The sequence below is a fragment of the Shewanella jiangmenensis genome, from assembly GCF_018596335.1.
Lineage (GTDB): Bacteria > Pseudomonadota > Gammaproteobacteria > Enterobacterales > Shewanellaceae > Shewanella > Shewanella jiangmenensis.
In genome coordinates this window covers 1-19,510 of sequence record NZ_JAHEPS010000010.1, presented here as the reverse complement: position 1 = coordinate 19,510, position 19,510 = coordinate 1, and the positions used below count along the sequence as shown (strand labels likewise).

The following is a 19,510-nucleotide window of genomic DNA, read 5'->3' as shown; positions in this document are numbered from 1 at the left end:
TAACCGGCCGGTTAAGGCACGATTGGCGGCTGATCGGCACCTTCTTTTTCCACTTCGACCGGCATCATGTGCTCGCGGCTCACGCCCAGACGAATGGCAAGGTAACTGGCCACATAAATTGACGAGTAAGTACCCACCACAATACCCAGCAGCAGCGCCGTGGCGAAGCCGTGAATAAGGGTACCACCCTTGAGGAACAGCGCCACCACAGTGATAAGCGTGGTACCCGTGGTAATAATGGTACGGCTCATGGTCTGGGTGATAGAGGTGTTAACCACTTCTTCCGGGCTGCCCTTACGCATCTTGAGGAAGTTCTCACGGATACGGTCGAACACCACTATGGTGTCGTTGAGGGAGTAACCCACTACGGTCAGGAGTCCCGCCAGCGTGGTAAGGTCAAACTCCAGCTGCAGCACAGAGAATACACCGAGCGTCACGATAACGTCGTGGGCCAGTGCAGCTACCGAGCCTGCGGCAAGACGCCACTCAAAGCGGAACGACACGTAAATCAGGATACAGATAAGCGCCACCAGCACCGCAAGACCACCCTGCTCTGCCAGCTCCTTACCTACCTGCGGCCCCACAAACTCGACCCGTTTTTGGGTCACCTGTGGGTCGATTGCGCTGGCATCGGCCATCACAATACGTACCTGATCGTCACTCTTAACGCCTTCACGCACCTGCAGACGTACCAGTACATCGCGGCTGGAGCCGAAGTTTTGCACCACGGCACCGGCAACTTCCGGCTCAACCAGCGCTTGTCTTAAGGTTTCCAGATCCACCGCTTTGGAGAATTCCATCTCCACCACGGTACCACCGGTAAAGTCCAGACCCCAGTTGATGCCTCGGGTCGCCAGCGACACCAGTGAGCCCACCACCAGAATGGCAGACAGAATACTGATGGGCAGCGCGTGCTTGAGGAAGTTAACCGAGCCTTTGAAATCCAATAATTGAAACATGACCAGGGCCCCCTCAGATAGACAGTTTCTTCACGCGCTTGCCACCCCAGAGGGCGTTAACAATCGCGCGGGTGCCCACGATGGCCGTGAACATGGACGTAGCAATACCAATCATCAGAGTCACTGCAAAGCCTTTGACCGCACCGGTACCCACAGCAAACAGAATAAGCGCTGTGATAAAGGTGGTGATGTTGGCGTCGGCAATGGTCGACAGGGCGTTACCGTAACCTTCGTGGATGGCCTGCTGTACGCTGCGACCGGCACGAAGTTCTTCACGGATACGCTCATAAATCAGTACGTTACCGTCTACCGCCATACCCACTGTCAGCACCATACCGGCAATACCCGGCAGGGTCAGTACCGCACCCGGGATCATCGACATCACGCCCACCACCATGATGAGGTTGGCGCACAGTGCCAGGTTGGCGATAAAGCCAAAGGCGCGGTAGTAGATGAGCATGAACACCAGCACCACGGCCATACCCCAGATCATCGCCTGCAAGCCGTTTTCGATGTTTTCGGCACCAAGGCTTGGACCAATGGTGCGCTCTTCCACGATAGACACGGGCGCAATCAGCGCACCGGCACGCAGCAAAAGCGCCAGGTTCTGGGATTCACTGTGGCTAAGGCCTGTGATCACAAAGTTACGGCCAAGGCGTGCCTGAATGGTGGCAACCGAGATAACTTCCTCGATTTTGCGCATTTTCACGCTGCCATCGGGGTTACGCTCACCGCTGTCCTTGTATTCAATGAACAGGGTCGCCATCGGCTTGCCGATGTTGTCCTTGGTGACGTTGGAGAAGATTTCCCCGCCCTTGGCATCCAGCTGAATAGCAACCTGTGGACGGCTGTACTCATCGAAAGAAGGCTGGGCGCCGGTGATATGGTCACCGGTGAGCATCACTTCTTTCTTCAGTACCACAGAGCCGCCTTCGCGGCGCTGATACAGCTCGCTGCCCGCTGGCACTCGGCCATTGGCTGCTGCGGCTACGTCAGCTTTTTCGTCCACCATGTGGAATTCAATCGAGGCAGTCGCACCGAGGATTTCCTTGGCGCGGGCAGTGTCCTGCACGCCGGGCAGCTCAACGATGATGCGCTCGGCACCCTGACGCTGAACCACAGGCTCGGCCACACCCAATTCGTTCACCCGGTTGCGGATGGTGGTGATGTTTTGCTGCAGCGCTTCCTCTTTGATTTGCTTGAGGTACGCTTCGCTCATCACCGCCAGCAGCACGTAGTTTTCGCCGCTGGAGATATCCGAAAACACCATGTCATTGCCACGGGTCTTGAGGAAACGCTCTGCTTTGCCGACAGTCTCGGCGTCGCGGAACTTGATCTCAATACCGCGCACTGTGCGGTGCACGCCAGAGTAACGCAGCTTTTCTTCACGCAGCTGACCACGGAAATCGGCAATCTTGGCTTCTTCCATCTTGCGGATGGCTTCGCTCATGTCCACTTCCATCAGGAAGTGCACACCGCCGCGAAGGTCAAGACCGAGTTTCATTGGGCTGCCGCCGACCGATTCGAGCCACTCAGGCGTCGCCGGTGCCAGGTTCAGTGCCACTGTGTACTTATCGCCAAGCAATTCGGCGATGGTTTCCTTGGCTTTGAGCTGGTCTTCAGCATTGGCAACACGCACCAGCAGCTGGCCGTTTTCCAGCTCAGAACGCTTCTGCTCAATGCCTTGCTTACCGAGCGCTTCCGTCACGGCAGTTTGGGTGGTAGCCGTTACTTCGGCACCTCGGGTGGCCACCACCTGCACGGCATGATCCTCGCCGAACAGGTTGGGCAACGCATAGAAGCCACCAATGGCGATGACCAGCACCACCATGATGTTCTTCCACATTGGGTATTTATTTAGCACGCCTTTAGCCCTCTTGGCTTACAGGGACTGGATAGAGCCTTTTGGCAATACCGCCGCGATATAGTCCTTTTTGATGGTGATGTTGGTGCTGTCGTTCAGCGCCAGCAGCACGTAATCGCTGTCATCGGCGATTTTGGCGATTTTGCCGAGGATGCCACCGCTGGTCAGCACTTCATCGCCCTTGGACAGAGACGACATCAGGTTCTTGTGCTCTTTGACGCGCTTGGACTGAGGACGGAAGATCATGAAATAGAAAATCAGGCCGAACAGACCCAGCATGATCACAAGTTCCATGGTACCGCCACCCTGTGGAGCGCCGGCTGCTGCATTGGCATACGCGTTTGAAATGAACATAGCTTTCTCTTCTTATTGCTTGATTGTTAGTCTTTAAGCTCGGGAACTTCGCGACCTTGACTGGTATAGAAGTCCTTAACAAAGGCGTCTAATGTACCCGTCTCGATGGCGCCGCGCAAACCCTCCATCAACCTTTGGTAATAACGCAGGTTGTGGATGGTATTGAGCCTGGCTCCCAAGATTTCGTTGCAGCGATCCAAATGATGCAAATACGCACGGGAATAGTTGGTGCAGGTATAGCAATCACACTTAGGATCGAGCGGTGAAGTGTCATCGCGATGCCGCGCGTTGCGGATTTTGATAACGCCTTCGCTGGTAAACAGATGACCGTTTCGGGCATTGCGGGTGGGCATTACACAGTCAAACATGTCAACGCCACGGCGCACGCCTTCCACCAAATCCTCAGGTTTACCTACCCCCATCAGATAGCGTGGTTTGTCAGCAGGAATTTGCGGACACACATGCTCAAGCACTCGATGCATGTCTTCCTTGGGCTCACCCACCGCCAGACCACCGACGGCATAGCCGTCAAAACCAATTTCCAAAAGCCCTTTGAGGCTTTCATCACGTAAGTCTTCATACACGCTGCCCTGAATAATCCCAAACAGCGAGTTGGGGTTTTCCAGGCGGTCAAACTCATCACGAGAGCGCTGTGCCCAACGCAGCGACATCTGCATCGACTTGCGCGCTTCATCGTGGGTCGCCGGATACGGCGTGCACTCATCAAAAATCATCACCACATCGGAGCCGAGTGAATGCTGGATTTGCATCGACTTTTCGGCATCCATAAAAATCTTTTCGCCGTTGATGGGCGAGCGGAAATGTACCCCTTCTTCGGTGATCTTACGGATATCGCCGAGGCTGAATACCTGGAAGCCACCCGAGTCGGTAAGAATGGGACGCTGCCAGTTCATAAAATCGTGCAGATCGCCGTGCTTACGCATGATTTCTTCACCGGGGCGCAGCCACAGGTGGAAAGTGTTGCCAAGCAGAATGTCCGCGCCGGTGGCACGCACTTCTTCCGGGGTCATGCCCTTCACTGTGCCGTAGGTGCCCACTGGCATAAAGGCCGGGGTTTCCACCGTGCCACGTTCAAACACCAGACGGCCGCGACGGGCACGCCCTTGGGTAGTAATCAGTTCAAATTTCATAATGACCTCGTCAGAGAAACAGTCTGACCGAATTCAAAGGCCGCAGTGGCCGGTTTCGAAGACATGGGGACGCAAGGTGTCACCTTCAAGGTGTCTCGCGTCCAACCGGGTGTAAACACGCCAAACAGGGTTGTATGTACACCAAAAAAAAGCCCAACCAGAGGGTTGGGCCGTCATTTTAAAACAAAAAATGCCTTTAGGGGGCTTTTTTAGTCACAAACATCGCATCGCCGTAGCTGAAAAAGCGGTATTTTTGCGCAACCGCGTGACGATAGGCATTGAGCACTTCATCAAAGCCAGCAAAGGCACTGACCAACATGATGAGAGTCGACTCCGGCAGGTGGAAGTTGGTGACCATGGCATCGACCACTTTGAACTCAAACCCCGGGTAAATAAAGATGTCGGTATCGCCGCAGAAAGGTTGCAACTCGCCTGCACTGGCTTTGGCGGCGCTCTCGAGTGAACGCACCGAGGTGGTGCCGACCGCAATCACCCGCTTACCGGCGGCCTTGGTGGCGCGAATTTTTTCAACCACATCGGCAGGCACATCGGCCCACTCGGAGTGCATCTTGTGCTCAAGGATATTATCCACCCGTACCGGCTGGAAGGTGCCTGCACCCACGTGCAGGGTCACAAAGGCGGTATCGACGCCTTTTTCCTTGAGCGCGGCGAGGATTTTTTCATCAAAATGCAAACCGGCGGTGGGCGCTGCCACGGCACCCGGGCGCTCGTTGTAAACTGTCTGGTAGCGCTCTTTGTCGGCATCGTCATCGGGACGGTCGATATAAGGCGGCAGCGGCATGTGGCCAACGGCTTCGAGCACTTCGAGGATGGTTTTATCATCCTTAAGCGACAGCTCAAACAAGGCATCGTGACGGGCATCCATCACCATGGTGAAGCCGCCGTCGAGTTGGATTTCGGTGCCGGGCTTGGGAGACTTGGATGAGCGCACATGGGCCAGGATGCGTTTATCATCGAGCATGCGCTCCACCAGGATCTCCAGCTTGCCGCCGCTGGCCTTCTGGCCAAACAGACGCGCCGGAATAACCCGGGTGTTATTGAAAATCATCAGATCGCCCGGCTCAATCAGGCTCAGAATATCGGTGAACTGGCGGTCGGATAACGCGCCGCTGCTGCCGTCGAGCTGCAGCAATCGGGACGCGGTACGCTCTGCCATGGGGTAGCGGGCAATCAATTCATTGGGAAGGTCAAAGGTAAAGTCAGCTACTCGCATCTACAACTCTCAAGCCGTGGCCAAAAAAGACGCGCGTAGTCTAGGGGCAGCGCCCGCTAAGATCAAGGATCCTTGGGTGCTTGCTTATTACTCTCTGACGGGGTTTGGGGGCTCTGGCTGCGGGGTTCGTTCTGCAGGTGTTCAAAGGGAATATCCACCTGCACTTTTTTACGCTGACTTTTTTTGGTGATTCCAAGGGCGTTGGTAAACCAATTCAACATCGTCCGTGACTCCTTTGGGGGCCGTGTACTCAGGGTGCTCGATGTCACATCCTTAAGGGTTCCCCTTGGCTCTTTGGCCTTGTTTAATTGGTAAAGGGTTCCCTAGACATCGGCGCGCATGATACCTTGATCCCTTGCGCCATTCAAAGCACAAATTATGAACTTTCTTGCACATTTGCATCTGGCCGATATCAGCGGCACCAGTCTTGCGGCCAATCTGGCCGGTGATTTTGCCAAAGGCCCGATCGCGCGTTTCCCCAAATCGCTGCAACAGGGACTGTGGCTGCACCGACAAATCGATAAAATCACCGACGAACACGAAATTTTTAAAGAAACCCTCGCCCTGTTTCCCGCGCAGCTTCGCCGCGTGGCACCTGTGCTGATTGATTTGGGTTTTGACCATCGCCTCGCCCGCGACTGGGAAGAATATCATCATGAGCCACTTAAGGATTTTGCATCCCGCGCCTACGCCTCACTACAGGCGGCAACCGACCTGCCTGACAACCTCTCTGCTGCCATCGTGCTGATGTGCCGTGAAGATTGGCTTGGCGGTTATGCGTCTCGCAGCGGCCTGAATGCCGCCGTCAACGGCATGCGCCGCCGGGTGTCAAAACCCGCGCTGTTTGACGGCGCAGAAGAAGTGCTCAAACGCCTCGACACCGAGCTTGAGATAGCATTTCGTACCCTGTATCCGCAGCTGATGGCCTATTCCCGCCGTTTTGCCCGCACCACCCCTGCTGAGTATTTGTAAAGGATTGAACTTGGATCCCAAACCGAAAAAGAGCCGCCGCAAACAGCTGTTGCTGGAAGCGGCCATCGCCATGGCACTGTTTTACGGCATTGCCGCCTTTCAGCAAAAAGACATGCTCAAAGACACCGCGCCGGCCATCAGCGCCAGCGGCGTCGAGCACAGTCTGCTTACCCTGCCCCACAGCGGCGGCAAACCCACGCTGGTGTACTTTTTTGCCGATTGGTGCAGTGTCTGCAAACTCACCTCCCCTGCAATAAGCCGCATCGAGAGCGATTATCCCGTGGTCGCCATAGCGGTGGATTCCGGAAACGATGAAAGAGTGCGGGCCTTTTTACAGCAGCAAGGCTATGAGTTTGATGCTATCAACGACAATGGCGCGCTTGCCAAACAATTTGGCGTGAGCGGCTTTCCGTCGATTTTTGTGGTCGATGGCGACGGCAACATCCACTTTGTCACCAGAGGCATTACCAGTGAGCCCGGCCTACGGCTTCGGCTTTTTATTACGTCGCTGATGAATTGACAGTAAAAAATCCGCTAAAATAGTGGCCCTTAACAGGAGCCGACATGCAGATTTTTGAATACCGCCCCCCGAAACTTCCCTGGCTGGATATCCGCTACGTGGACAGGGACATTATTATCATCAACAAGCCGTCGGGCCTCCTGTCAAACCCCGGCATGGCGGCGCACACCCATGACTGCGCCCTCACCCGGCTTGAAATGATCTACCCGGGGGCGCTGCTCGTGCACCGGCTCGACTGCGCCACCTCGGGCATCATGGTATTTGCCCGCAGCAAGCAGGCCGAATCCTCGCTGAAAACCCAATTTCAGAACCGCGAAACAGAAAAGCGCTATATCGCCCTGGTGGCGGGCACACCGGCGAATGGCAAAGGCACCATCGACCTGCCACTTGGCAAAGACAGGGACAATCCGCCCTGGCAGAAGGTGGATAAAAAGGAAGGCCGCGCCGCCATCACCCATTATCGGGTGCTTGAAACGCGCGGTAACTCAGCGCTGATGGAACTGATTCCAGAAACCGGCCGCACCCACCAGCTTAGGGTGCATATGCTGGCCATTGGCCATCCCATTCTGGGGGATGACTTTTACGGGTGTGATTCTGCGTTTCAAACCGCGGCCGCTGAAACAGGCACGGTGCAAAGCGCTATGCCAAGGCTGTGCCTGCATGCCGAGCGGCTTTGTTTTCGCCACCCCTACAGCGGCAAATCGATGGAATTTATCAGTAAAGCGCCGTTTTAGCGGCGCTTACGCTTCGGCCTGCTCGCGATAAAAGGGCGCCGTGTAAAAGCAGCCAGCGTCGTTATGAAACTCAAGCCCGGCAGCTGTCATTACAAAAAACTCGCCGAAAAAGTTGCCACCTTTGTCGTCAAGGCGCATGCCATGTTCGGTTTGAGTCACCGCCATTTCATCGCGGCTGTGGCAGCCATCACTGAACCAGGTTTGCAAATACACCCGCCCATTTTCCCGATACAGGGTCAGGCTGTCGCCCTGCTCCGGCCGCTCATCGACAAAACTGCCGATAGTCTCTCTCAAATCCATATGCTCCTCCCATCCTCCCAAACGCCGGCGCATTAAGGCACTTAACGGCGCCACCCGGCTTTGCCAGCTTTCCGTTGCAGCAAAGCTGCCAAAAACCGCTGCAGCACTCAGCATAGTCGCCATCGACCGATTTCTCCTGATGTCGCCGCCAACGCGGCCACATCATTGAATGCGATAAAATAATTAACAAGCCATTAGCTGAAGCTAACAATAATTCAATAAATTAGCAGGGGATAAAATTCACTTATCTGCTGGCGCCAGTGTAACGCCGCCGAAAATTAAAAACGCGAGCAAGCTCACTTTATCGATCGTTCGATATCACTGCCGTGATTTGGGTCAGCTGCATAGCACTGTGTAAATGAGGAGCTGTCAAAGCTAAGTGCCGGAACGAGAAAGCCATTGGCTAACGTCATGGATGCATCTCATCAGAGCGATGGGCAAAGTAAACTGAGCTTCAGTCGCGGTATAAGCCGATGCTGCGAAGTCGCAAACTGAAGTCGCCCTCAGGCGCCCCGGCCGCGACCAGGGCAAGCTCGGTAAGGGCTGTCAAATCAAGGGCTCGCGCCTGAACCGGCATGCCGCGGCGCATTGCTTTGAAATGAGCAAAAGGCAGGCGGCAGCGCAGCCACCTGCCGCCCTCTGCTGCACCCTTTTCTCTAAATGCTGCAGCATTGATGTCTTCATTGGCGTCATCATTCGCTTGGCCACTCCCGCCCCTGATGAGGGGGGCAGGCATTGTCAGTGCAGCCTGATAGAGATAGTCGCGGCAGTTTCTGTCTTTAAGGTTCAGTTTAAAAGACCGCTGCGGCATGCTTAATTCAATTTCAATGCCGGTAAATGCACTGACGTCAGTCGGCGGAAATTCAAGATAAACAGAGGCAAAGCCGCCACCGTTCTCGCGGGACAGATGACCGCAAAACACGCCAAAACCTTCCGGGGATAGCCGCAGACTCGATGCTGACAAACCGCCCATCACCCCATCGTTGATGCTATACCAGCGTACGGGAGTGTCGGCCCTCGAAAAATCCACCAGCAGCATGGCAAATCTCCCTAAGTAATATAAAAACCAGGCAAAGAACACCATTGAAAATGGCATAAAAAAAGCGGCAGTGTCATTATGCTGCCGCTTTTTTATGATGTTCAAATTCCTTCAGGCTCTTGCGTCTGGGGCTCTTGCGTCTGGGGCTTTCGCTACTGGAACTTTTGCTACTGGAGCTCAGGCTGCTGTAGAAGCGAAAGCAGGCAGTAAAGACTCAGGCAGCCTTGCGCTCGGCCGCCTCGCACACAGCAGCAGTAAAGAGTACGTCGGTTGAGCTGTTAAGCGCCGTCTCGGCACTGTCCTGAATGACCCCAATGGTAAAGCCCACCGCCACTACCTGCATGGCCACATCGTTGGAAATACCAAACAGTGAGCAGGCAAGTGGAATAAGCAGCAGGGAGCCACCCGCAACACCGGAAGCGCCGCAGGCCGATACAGAGGCAATCACAGACAAAAGCAGTGCCGTGGCCAAATCCACCTCAATACCGAGCGTGTGCACTGCCGCGAGGGTCAGTACAGTAATGGTAATGGCCGCGCCGGCCATATTGATGGTCGCGCCAAGGGGGATAGACACCGAATAGGTATCTTCGTGGAGCTTCAAACGCTCACACAGCGCCATGTTCACCGGAATATTGGCCGCGCTTGAGCGGGTGAAAAACGCAGTTACGCCACTTTCACGTAAACACTTGAATACCAGCGGATAGGGGTTGCGGCGTATCTTCCAAAACACAATCAGCGGATTCACCACAAAGGCGATAATCGCCATCGCGCCAAGCAGCACCGCCAGCAGCTGCAGATAGCCGCCGATAGCCTCAAAACCGGTTTGGGCAAAGGTTGCGGCCACCAGACCAAAAATACCAATGGGGGCGAGGCGAATAACAAAACGCACCAGCTGCGATACGCCGTGGCTCACATCAGACAGCACAGTTTTAGTACTGCTGCTGGCGTGGCGCAGCACTATCCCAAGCCCCAAACCCCAGGCAAGAATGCCGATATAGTTGGCGGTAATGAGGGCATTGACCGGGTTGTCTACCAGTTTAAACAGCAGGGTATTGAGCACCTCGCCTATGCCCTGGGGCGGATTGGCCGACGCCGCGGCATCCACCAGCACCAGATTGGCCGGAAACACAAAACTTAACACCACGGCGGTGAGCGCGGCGGCGAAAGTACCGAGCAAATAGAGCACGATAATCGGCCGCATATTGGATTGGGTGCCGGTTTGCTGATTGGCAATGGATGCAGCCACCAGCACAAACACCAGCACAGGGGCAATGGCCTTCAAAGCGCCAACAAACAGATCGCCCAAAAAGGCCACCTGATTGGCAAGCTCAGGGCTGAATGCAGCAAGCAGCCCACCCAGAATAATCCCCACAAGGATTTGCAGCACCAGGCTGCCACCGGCGAGACGCGCCAGTAAAGACGTGTTGGAACTCATGACTTGACCTTCTCTTATTATCGAGCTTGTTATCGTTATCGTGGGCCTGGCAAACGCCCCAGGCTGAATACTGTTATTGCTGCCAACAGCGCTGCTGCGCTTAAACGAATGCGCAACGCGCCGAGGCACCCCGGCAATGGGTTTTATCGAAACTGACAGGGTTTGTCCAGCAAAGTGGCGGCTTTTGTGGCGGCTGTTACCTTGATGGCGCAATTTGGCTGCAAACAGGCAAAGTTCACCGCCACGTTAATCGCACCGTAAGGCTGAATGCTCAGGCGCGCTGAGCACAGGCATCTTGACACAGGCAATGCAAAACCACTCACACTGCATCAGGCATCAGCCCCGGAGCTGGTGCTGATGGTCCACCCCGCGCAGCATAGCGGCTATCAGCTCCTGGGCATCAAACTTGGTCAGCGCTTCATCGGCGCCGACCTGCTTGGCTTGACTGACACTGATTTCGCTCGACAGCGAGGTGTGCAAAATGATGTAGGCGCCTGCGAGCGGTGCATCATTTTTCACTTCAAAGGCCAGCTCATAACCATCGAGGCCCGGCATTTCGATATCGCTCACCAGAATGTTTACCGGCCGCCCCTCGGCGGCATTGCTGCGCATCAGTTCGAGCGCATCACGTCCGTTGGCGGACACCTGATAGGGGATATTAATCGCATCGAGCGCATCCCCAAGCTGCTTGCGCGCGACCTTGGAGTCATCCACCAGCAGCACATTCATCGGCTTAAGCTGCTCACGCTGAATATCGGTGAGTATGGCGATACGCTTGTCATCCTTGATGGGGAAGATTTTTGACAGCAGCAGCTCCACATCCAGCAATTGAACCAGCTTGTCCTGATAGCGGGTTACGCCGGTAAGGTAAGCGTTGCGACCAAGGTTTTCCGGCGGCGACTGAATATCGCGCCAGTTACACTCGATTATCTTATCGATGGCACGCACCAAAAACCCAATCAGCATCCGCTGACAATCGGTGATGATGATAAAGCACTTTTTGCGTTCTTCTTCGGCGATTGGCGGATACCCCACCGCCGCCGACATATCGATAACCGAAATGGTCTGGCCGCGCACAGTGGCCGTGCCAAGCACAGATGGGTGTTGCTGCGGCAGCGCATTCAAATGGGTATAGGGCACCAGCTCACGGATTTTCAACGTGCCCATGGCAAACAGCTGTTGCCGGCTCAAATGGAACAGCAGCAGCCCCTGAGACTGATTGGCCTTACTTTTCATACATCCCCTTCACGAGTTACAGCTGGGATTCCAAGGGAAACAGCGCCAAAAAATCGGCCATCAGGCGGCGCCAGAAACCGGCCTGTGGCTCGGCATAAATATCGGTACCTGTCTTCAAATCGTGCCAATAAAGGCCGTCCGGCGACAAGTTAAGCTCATAGGTATTTTTTTGCAAAAAGGTCGGTAACCAGTCCCGCAGCGCTTTGTTCATCTCGGCCTGCTCAACCAGCACCCCCATTTCAGTATTAAGCCAGGCAGAGCGCGGATCAAAATTAAATGAGCCGACAAACAGCCGGGTGTCGTCAAACACGAAACTTTTTGCATGCAGGCTTGAGCGGGAGCTGCCTTTCCAGGAGTAACCGGGTTTACGGCCGGTGGATTTGACTTCATAAAGCTTTACGCCGCCGCGAAGCAGCCGCTCGCGATAACCCGAATAACCCGAATGCACCGCAAGCACGTCGGTGGCGGCAAGGCTGTTGGTGATAACCGTGACCGCAACGCCCCGTTTTACAAGATTATTCAGCAGCGTCACCCCTTCATCTGTGGGCACAAAATACGGCGAAATCACCACCACGCTTTTTTGTGCCCCGGCAAACTCTTTAAGTAGGGGCGTGATCATCCAGCTTTGGGTATCGCCCTCGCGTTTTTCAGGCGGGTCAACCAACACCCTTGCATCGCCAAAGTACCAATTGAGGCGATTGTCCGCCATGTGCCGCAGCAGCGGCGATTTGGCAAGCCGGGTGAGATAAGGATGACCATCAAGCTCAAGCTTTTGCGAGGCGACAATTTGATAGAAATCGTCAAGGGCGGCAGGCTCATCCACCTCAGTAAGCTGCTCCACGCCATAGGTAGAAGGCGCATTCCAGTAGGCATCAAACTGATCCGATACTTCATCCACCACAGGGCCAGCGAGCAGCAAATCCAAATCGCCAAACTCCACGGATTCATCGTTGGAGAAGTACTCGTTGCCGATATTGCGCCCGCCCACCACACTCAGGCGGTTATCCACCGTGAGTGACTTGTTGTGCATCCGATGGTTCATGCGGGCAAAATCGCCAAGAAACGACAACGTACGCAGCGTCCGGTGCGCCGAGGGATTGTAAAGCCTGACCGAAATATTCGGGTGTTTGGCAATGATGGCAAGCTGGCGGTCGATGGTGGCGCTCGCGGTATCGTCAAGCAGCAGCCGCACCCGCACGCCGCGATCGGCGGCCTCGAGCAATTGCCAGGCAATCAAACGGCCGGTGTCATCGTTTCGAAAGATATAGTACTGCAGGTCAATGCTGGTCTCGGCCGCCTGAATAAGCGCAAGGCGCGCCACCATGGCATCGAGCCCTTCAAACAGCGCAAGCACCGCGCTTTTACCCGGGTGCGCCGCGAGCGGCTCAGCCAGATAACCGGCAATCCGGCTATCCGGCGCTGAGGTGAGCTTAAGGGTTTGCGGCCGCGCTTCCTGCGGCGGCAAGCTCGCGCAGCCACCGAGGGTGACACAGCCAAGCAACATTACCCAAAACGAATGCCAGGATACCGGTCGCGCCATTGAATTGAATTCCGTTTAATTTCAAATGGATTAACTTTGAATTGAATATAACACATCGTATACGAATTGATCCCAGCCTTCGGCAGTAAATGCCGCGTCCCGGTAGCTTCGCACCTGACTGACCGCATGCACGGGCGCTGCGCCCTGCATCATCAGGTAAGATGCGAGCAAAAGGCCGGTGCGATCGTTACCCAGGCTGCAATGCACCAGCACAGGCACGCCGCGAAGCTCCCGCTCGGCAATCCAGCCAAGCGAGCGCTGCATAATATCGGCAGCTATCTGCAAATCTGCGTCGGTGGGCGGTACGTTGCGCGCCATCGGCAGATACAGATGCTCAAGCCCGGCGTCGGCAAATACCGATAAATCCCCCGCCACCTCACACAAAGACACCACGGCGCCAATCCCTGACTGTTTAAGCTGCGCCAGATCCCACGGCTCACTGCAAGGGCCGCAGCGTCCGGCCAGCACCCCGTCAACCATCCAGTACAGATGTTTCATTTCAGTCCCCAACCACCAATCTGACACCATTATGCCAGAAGGCGGCCAAAGTCTGACTTGATAAAACGCAGTTTTTTTACCTGTTGTCTGCGGCTAAAAGCACTGCCTGCTCAGCGGGCCGATTCCAGCGCCAGCAGCGCCGACTTCATCTCAAGGCCCCAGGCATAGCCGGTGAGAGTACCATTTTTCCCTATCACCCTGTGGCAGGGCACTATGATGGCGATGGGATTGGCGCCGTTTGCCGCGCCGACCGCCCGTACGGCCTTGGGGCGACCAATGGCGGTGGCGATTTGCGAGTAGCTTTGCGTGTCGCCAAACGGGATAGCAACCAGTTGCTGCCAGACCGCGCGCTGAAACTCAGTGCCTTTGGGCGCAAGGGCGAGGCTGAACGTCTGCCGTCTGCCAGCGAGATAGGCCTCAAGCTGGCCACAGGCATCATCAAGGTGAGCGTTCGCGGCCTGGATGTCCTGCTCGCTGGCAGTAAGGGTTAATTCCTTCAGCGTCGAGGGCGCAAGCTCACAGGCAAGCTGCATCAGGCCATTGGCGCTCGCTGCAAGCCAGAAGCGGCCAATCGGCGTAATGACTTCACGCGCCGCCGCGCACAGTGCAGGGGAAAACAGTGCCGGCGAAGACAGTGCCGGGGAAGAAAAGTGGCATCCACCCGCTTGAGTTTGCATAGTCTTTTATCCTTATTATCTGATTTTTATTTGATTAGCGTTGATTTCAGCGTCTTCAGCACGTCTGCATCCATATGCCACAGCATTAACGTGAGGTAACTGCCCCAGGGTGATACCCGCGACTTAAGCACTGGCAACATCTCGGCAAGACCGCACAATTCAAGGCGCTGACGTACAATCAAATCGCCATCAAGCAACACATCCGGCGACGATAAACCGCGCATGCTGGCGTAGTTTACCGTCCAGGGGCCTATGCCCTTAAGCGCAAGGAGAGAGGCTTCGGTTGGCTCCAGCAGCTCGGTGCCCTTGTCAGCGCTATTGCCAAGCCCGTCAGCGCGAATGCCGTTATGCTTTTCTGCGCTATCGCTACTGGCCTTGTCTGCGATAATGCCTTCGGCTTTTTCTGCAAGCTCGCATAACGCGGTACCGGCAAACAGTGCACCGAGCCGGTTCAGGGCAAGTTTACGAGCACCGGGCATTTTAAGGGTGGCGAGCTCGGCGCCCGCAACCGCCGCCGGTGTCGGAAACAGCCGGCACTCGCGGGAGCCAAGCGTTACCGTCTCCCCCACTTCGTCCACCAGCGCATTCAGTAACGATGTGGCCTGAGTCAAACTCACCTGCTGACCGAGCACTGCGCGGCAACAGGCTTCAAAATAGCTGCCGGCCCCCGGCAGTGAATTCACCTGCATGCCTAACGCACGTAAATCAAAGGCGCGCGTTTCATCGCCGCCATCTTCAGACTGCTGAAGCCGTGCCTTTGGGATCAGAGACTTAATCGCATCGCTGATATGCGCCTCAATTACGCCAAGGTTTGCATCCAAATCCAGCACCCGGCGGATTTGCGAAAGAAACGCACTCAGGTTGCCAAGCTCAGGCCCGGGATAGATGCTGACCATCAGCGCATGCTTACCCTTGATGGGCGATGCTTCGAAGTAGCCGTTAAGCGGCCCGATGCTCAGAGCTTTGCCGATGCAGGGCTCGCCTGCCGCATCAACAAACCATTCATTGCCATTTATCGCGCGCGCCATAAAAAACTGCCGCAGCGCCATAAAATCGTAAGGCGGCCGGAAACTTAAGGTTAAGCGAATGTCGGCCGTGAGCACCCTGCACGCCTCCTGTGTACCTATGTTTATGCTTGTATTGCTGCTTACCTCTTTAGTCGTTCGTACATGGCTGCTGTCGGTCGCACAGCCAGGTTCTTGAGATTGTGGCAAAGCCGTGCTTCGGCGCAGCGATGCCGGCGTAAGCGCCAGTTTATCGCGAAACACTTCATTAAAGCGGCGCAGCGACCCGAAGCCTGCGGCAAATGCGACCTCGGACATCGGCAATTGGGTTTGATGCAAAAGCGCCTTGGCGAGCAAGAGGCGCCGATAATCGCCGTAGGCCTTGGGCGACATACCCAGCTGCTCCTGAAACAGCTTACGAAGGTAGCGACTGCCAACGCCAAGCCGCGCCGCCAGCGCTTCTATGGCGCTGCCATCTGGCTCACTGTCTATTGCCGCATTAAGTGCACCGGCATCAATCAGCGCCATCGCCCGGCCAAGGGTCGTTGCCGTGCCGCGCCAGGGTGCCGAGCCCGGCGCCGATTCAGGGCGGCAGCGAAGACAGGGCCGAAGCCCTGCGGCCGCGGCCTCCTGGGCGCTGGCAAAGTAGCGCACGTTGTCTTCTTTTGGCAGCGGCGCCGGACACACGGGGCGACAATAAATGCCGGTGGAAAACACACCGACAAAAAACACCCCGTCAAACCGCGCATCGCGGCTCAGGCGCGCCCGCTGGCACACGTCATTATCAGGGCAACGCGCGCCGCTTTGGCCATTGTGTGGCACTTTAGCTTGCACGAGTTGGCTTTTGGGTTCTGGTTGGCCTTTGCATTCTGGTTTGCGCTGGTCTTTTCGCTCGGGCTTGGATTGGCCTTTGCGAAGACTCTTGGTCAGCTCCTGCTTAGGCAAAGTTATAGCGTCATTCTTGGCTGGCATCTGTGGGCGGACCCGGTTTCATCATTCGTTGTGTCACTTTAGCGCGCCCGCGATCCCTCAACCAGCGGAAAACGGCCCTCAATTGAATTTAGGGTTAATGGACCTGAGGGCTTTGCGACTTACAAATAACCAATCAAGTAGCCAATCAAATAAGCAATCAAATAATCAATGACGGAGACGGACGCAAAAATCGGCATTTTTATCGAAGACAGAACCTTAATTTACGATATGCTGCATTGCTGTGTGCCAAGGAAGCCCAAGATGAAAACCCTGTATCAATTATTTGAACGCTGGACGACGCCGCTGCCGGACACCGAGCCGAGCCAGCCCCCAGCAACCCTGTTTGCCTTCTGCCGCCATTACACCAAAGGCTTTGAAGTGCCGCTCATCACCATGTCGGTGCTTACGGCGCTGCTCGCGATGCTTGAAGTGTCGCTGTTTGGCTTTATGGGCCAATTGGTGGACTGGCTTGCCACCAAAGATCCCGCCACCCTGCTGCAGGAAGAAGGCCGTACCCTGCTTGGCATGACGCTTTTGGTATTGGTCGCGATCCCTTTGCTGGTGTTGCTGCATGCACTGATTGCCTATCAGAGTCTGCTTGGCAATTATCCGATGTCAATTCGCTGGCTCGCACACCGCTATTTGCTGCGCCAAAGTATTGGTTTTTACCAAAATGAGTTTGCCGGCCGCATTGCGACCAAGGTGATGCAAACCGCGCTTGCGGTGCGGGAAAGCGTGATGAAGCTGTTGGATGTCGCCGTGTACATTCTGGTGTATTTCACGTCGATGCTGGTGATTATCGCCAAAAGTGACTGGCGTTTGATGCTGCCGATGCTGGCCTGGCTCGTATTCTATATCGGCCTGCAGTGGTACTTCATCCCGCGGCTTAAAACCGTATCGACCGAGCAGGCCGATGCGCGCTCCACCATGACCGGCCGGATTGTCGACAGTTACACCAATATCTCAACCGTGAAGCTCTTTTCCCACAATCAGCGTGAAGCGGCCTACGCCCGCGATGCGATGAGCGGATTTCTGGACACAGTTTATCGCCAGATGCGACTGGTTACCGGGCTTAACGTCAGTGTGCAGGTCATCAACTATGTGCTGGTATTTGCGGTGGCCGCCATCGCCATTGCGCTGTGGACCGAGCAGGCCATCACCATAGGCGCAATTGCGATTGCCGTCAGTCTGGCGCTGCGCCTTAATGGCATGAGCCAATGGATAATGTGGGAAGTCAGCTCGCTGTTTGAAAACGTCGGCACAGTGATAGACGGCATGAATACCCTCTCCAAACCCACGCAGATTGTCGATGCGCCGGCGGCGCAGCCGCTTCGGGTGACTGAAGGCAAAATCAGCTTTGATGACGTGAGCTTTCATTATGGCGAAGTGAGCGGCGTGATTGAGGGGCTCAAACTCGACATTCGTGCAGGCGAAAAAGTCGGGCTGGTCGGCCGCTCAGGTGCCGGTAAATCGACGCTGGTAAACCTCTTGATGCGCTTTTACGATGTCGAGCGCGGCGAAATCCGCATTGACGATCAGGCAATCAACAGTGTCAGCCAGGATTCGCTGCGCGCAAACATCGGCATGGTGACCCAGGACACTTCGCTTTTACACCGCACTATTCGGGAAAACATTCTCTATGGCCGCCCGGATGCGACTGAAGCCGAGCTGTTAAGCGCCATTTCGCGCTCGCAGGCAAAAGAGTTTATCGACAATCTGTCGGATCCTGCGGGTAACCATGGGCTCGATGCCATGGTCGGCGAGCGCGGCGTAAAACTCTCGGGAGGTCAGCGCCAGCGCATTGCCATTGCCCGGGTGCTGCTTAAGGATGCGCCCATTCTTATTCTTGATGAGGCCACCTCTGCGCTCGACTCCGAAGTCGAAGCGGCCATTCAGGAGAGCCTGTATCAGCTGATGGAAGGCAAAACCGTGATTGCCATCGCCCACCGATTATCAACGATTGCCGCAATGGACCGCCTTATCGTGCTCGATGAGGGTAAAATTGTTGAGCAAGGCAGCCACAGAGAGCTGATTGAGCAAGGCGGCATTTATGCTCAGCTGTGGGCGCACCAGACCGGAGGCTTCCTCGGCACTGAGTAACGTGCCCAGACACAGCTAAGCTTTACTGACTGGCTTTTGGAACATACGCCGCTCGTACGCAACACATACAAATGAGAAAAAGGCCCCGAACAATCAGGGTCTTTTTGTTTTGGGCCGGTAAACCTCTGCATCCTTTTAGCGTCCTTCCCATTTCCACCACGCCCTGTCCCGAGGCTCTGGCGCTACAGAGGTCAAGTGGCAGTTGAAACAATGCAGGGAATTGGATAACCGACAGCCGCTTCAGCAAACACGCTGCTAAGGGAATGAAATTGATAAGGCAGGACAGCACCAAACAAGACAGGGCGTCTGGATCAGCAACAGTGTGCTGAACGCCAAAAACAAAAAACCACCCGTGAAGGTGGTTTAAAATTTGGTGGAGCTACGCGGGATCGAACCGCGGACCTCTTGCATGCCATGCAAGCGCTCTCCCAGCTGAGCTATAACCCCAAAATTTTTGGCATCCCCTAGGGGATTCGAACCCCTGTTACCGCCGTGAAAGGGCGGTGTCCTAGGCCTCTAGACGAAGGGGACCCCGGACTCACGATTAACGCCGTGAACGCGTATTTGGTGGAGCTACGCGGGATCGAACCGCGGACCTCTTGCATGCCATGCAAGCGCTCTCCCAGCTGAGCTATAACCCCAAAATTATGGTATTTGCCAGAGGATTCAAACCCCTGTTACCGCCGACTCTCTACCCAAAGAAGGTGGGCGGTGTCCTAGGCCTCTAGACGAAGGGGACCCGGACCACTGTTATCCTCGGTGACGAGCACTGGTTTTACGAAACTCAGCAAAAATTGGCATCCCCTAGGGGATTCGAACCCCTGTTACCGCCGTGAAAGGGCGGTGTCCTAGGCCTCTAGACGAAGGGGACCCCGGACTCACGATTAACGCCGTGAACGCGTATTTGGTGGAGCTACGCGG

18 protein-coding genes and 4 tRNA genes are annotated in these 19,510 nt (G+C 55.5%); 4 read left to right on the top strand and 18 right to left on the bottom strand.

Annotated features, from left to right (window positions below):
- Nucleotides 1-11: 11 nt before the first annotated feature.
- The 6 genes from secF to KJI95_RS17510 form a co-directional block, all read right to left on the bottom strand.
- Nucleotides 12-959 (bottom strand): protein translocase subunit SecF, encoded by a 948-nt coding sequence (gene secF, locus KJI95_RS17535; RefSeq protein WP_214508501.1) that lies wholly within the window; start codon nt 957-959, stop codon nt 12-14.
- A 13-nt stretch (nt 960-972) separates the two neighbouring features.
- Nucleotides 973-2,823 (bottom strand): protein translocase subunit SecD, encoded by a 1,851-nt coding sequence (gene secD, locus KJI95_RS17530; protein WP_214508500.1) that lies wholly within the window; start codon nt 2,821-2,823, stop codon nt 973-975.
- Nucleotides 2,824-2,841: 18 nt separating this feature from the next.
- Nucleotides 2,842-3,177, bottom strand: a complete 336-nt coding sequence (yajC, locus tag KJI95_RS17525; protein ID WP_214508499.1) for a preprotein translocase subunit YajC — start codon at nt 3,175-3,177, stop codon at nt 2,842-2,844.
- A gap of 26 nt (nt 3,178-3,203) precedes the next feature.
- Entirely contained in the window at nt 3,204-4,328 is a 1,125-nt protein-coding gene (gene tgt, locus KJI95_RS17520) for a tRNA guanosine(34) transglycosylase Tgt (protein WP_214508498.1), read from the bottom strand.
- A gap of 196 nt (nt 4,329-4,524) precedes the next feature.
- Nucleotides 4,525-5,562 (bottom strand): tRNA preQ1(34) S-adenosylmethionine ribosyltransferase-isomerase QueA, encoded by a 1,038-nt coding sequence (gene queA, locus KJI95_RS17515; RefSeq protein ID WP_214508497.1) that lies wholly within the window; start codon nt 5,560-5,562, stop codon nt 4,525-4,527.
- Nucleotides 5,563-5,624: 62 nt separating this feature from the next.
- Nucleotides 5,625-5,783 (bottom strand): hypothetical protein, encoded by a 159-nt coding sequence (locus KJI95_RS17510; protein WP_214508496.1) that lies wholly within the window; start codon nt 5,781-5,783, stop codon nt 5,625-5,627.
- Nucleotides 5,784-5,940: 157 nt separating this feature from the next.
- On the opposite strand from KJI95_RS17510, the gene KJI95_RS17505 reads away from it, so the two are divergent.
- The 3 genes from KJI95_RS17505 to KJI95_RS17495 are packed head-to-tail and all read left to right on the top strand — an operon-like array spanning nt 5,941 to nt 7,788.
- A complete protein-coding gene (locus KJI95_RS17505; RefSeq protein ID WP_214508495.1) occupies nt 5,941-6,534 on the top strand; it encodes an acyl carrier protein phosphodiesterase in 594 nt (197 codons plus the stop codon).
- 10 nt (nt 6,535-6,544) lie between these two features.
- A complete protein-coding gene (locus KJI95_RS17500; RefSeq protein ID WP_214508494.1) occupies nt 6,545-7,054 on the top strand; it encodes a protein disulfide oxidoreductase in 510 nt (169 codons plus the stop codon).
- A 44-nt stretch (nt 7,055-7,098) separates the two neighbouring features.
- Nucleotides 7,099-7,788: an RluA family pseudouridine synthase gene (locus KJI95_RS17495; RefSeq protein ID WP_214508493.1), complete on the top strand. Its 690-nt coding sequence runs from the start codon at nt 7,099-7,101 to the stop codon at nt 7,786-7,788.
- Nucleotides 7,789-7,794: 6 nt separating this feature from the next.
- On the opposite strand, the gene KJI95_RS17490 is transcribed toward KJI95_RS17495, so the two are convergent.
- From KJI95_RS17490 to KJI95_RS17455, 8 genes are all read right to left on the bottom strand, one after another.
- On the bottom strand, nt 7,795-8,088 hold the full coding sequence (locus KJI95_RS17490; protein WP_250885930.1) for a hypothetical protein: 294 nt from the start codon (nt 8,086-8,088) through the stop codon (nt 7,795-7,797).
- 454 nt (nt 8,089-8,542) lie between these two features.
- On the bottom strand, nt 8,543-9,232 hold the full coding sequence (locus KJI95_RS17485) for a CIA30 family protein (RefSeq protein WP_250885929.1): 690 nt from the start codon (nt 9,230-9,232) through the stop codon (nt 8,543-8,545).
- 109 nt (nt 9,233-9,341) lie between these two features.
- Nucleotides 9,342-10,562, bottom strand: coding sequence for a serine/threonine transporter SstT (gene sstT / locus KJI95_RS17480; protein WP_214508491.1), 1,221 nt, complete (start codon nt 10,560-10,562; stop codon nt 9,342-9,344).
- A gap of 336 nt (nt 10,563-10,898) precedes the next feature.
- A complete protein-coding gene (locus KJI95_RS17475) occupies nt 10,899-11,798 on the bottom strand; it encodes a chemotaxis protein (RefSeq protein WP_214508490.1) in 900 nt (299 codons plus the stop codon).
- A gap of 16 nt (nt 11,799-11,814) precedes the next feature.
- Nucleotides 11,815-13,338 (bottom strand): phospholipase D family protein, encoded by a 1,524-nt coding sequence (locus tag KJI95_RS17470; RefSeq protein ID WP_214508489.1) that lies wholly within the window; start codon nt 13,336-13,338, stop codon nt 11,815-11,817.
- A gap of 30 nt (nt 13,339-13,368) precedes the next feature.
- Nucleotides 13,369-13,836: a phosphatase domain-containing putative toxin gene (locus KJI95_RS17465; RefSeq protein WP_214508488.1), complete on the bottom strand. Its 468-nt coding sequence runs from the start codon at nt 13,834-13,836 to the stop codon at nt 13,369-13,371.
- A gap of 110 nt (nt 13,837-13,946) precedes the next feature.
- Nucleotides 13,947-14,513, bottom strand: a complete 567-nt coding sequence (locus KJI95_RS17460; protein ID WP_214508487.1) for a methylated-DNA--[protein]-cysteine S-methyltransferase — start codon at nt 14,511-14,513, stop codon at nt 13,947-13,949.
- A gap of 26 nt (nt 14,514-14,539) precedes the next feature.
- On the bottom strand, nt 14,540-16,351 hold the full coding sequence (locus KJI95_RS17455; protein WP_349356755.1) for a DNA-3-methyladenine glycosylase 2 family protein: 1,812 nt from the start codon (nt 16,349-16,351) through the stop codon (nt 14,540-14,542).
- 399 nt (nt 16,352-16,750) lie between these two features.
- Between KJI95_RS17455 and KJI95_RS17450 the strand changes: the two genes are divergently transcribed.
- Nucleotides 16,751-18,589: an ABC transporter ATP-binding protein gene (locus tag KJI95_RS17450; RefSeq protein WP_432653816.1), complete on the top strand. Its 1,839-nt coding sequence runs from the start codon at nt 16,751-16,753 to the stop codon at nt 18,587-18,589.
- Nucleotides 18,590-18,960: 371 nt separating this feature from the next.
- Here KJI95_RS17450 and KJI95_RS17445 read toward each other — a convergent pair.
- The 4 genes from KJI95_RS17445 to KJI95_RS17430 form a co-directional block, all read right to left on the bottom strand.
- Nucleotides 18,961-19,036: transfer RNA gene (locus KJI95_RS17445), tRNA-Ala, on the bottom strand.
- 8 nt (nt 19,037-19,044) lie between these two features.
- A tRNA-Glu gene (locus tag KJI95_RS17440) sits at nt 19,045-19,120 on the bottom strand.
- Nucleotides 19,121-19,154: 34 nt separating this feature from the next.
- A tRNA-Ala gene (locus tag KJI95_RS17435) sits at nt 19,155-19,230 on the bottom strand.
- Between the two features lie 154 nt (nt 19,231-19,384).
- A tRNA-Glu gene (locus KJI95_RS17430) sits at nt 19,385-19,460 on the bottom strand.
- Nucleotides 19,461-19,510 lie beyond the last annotated feature (50 nt).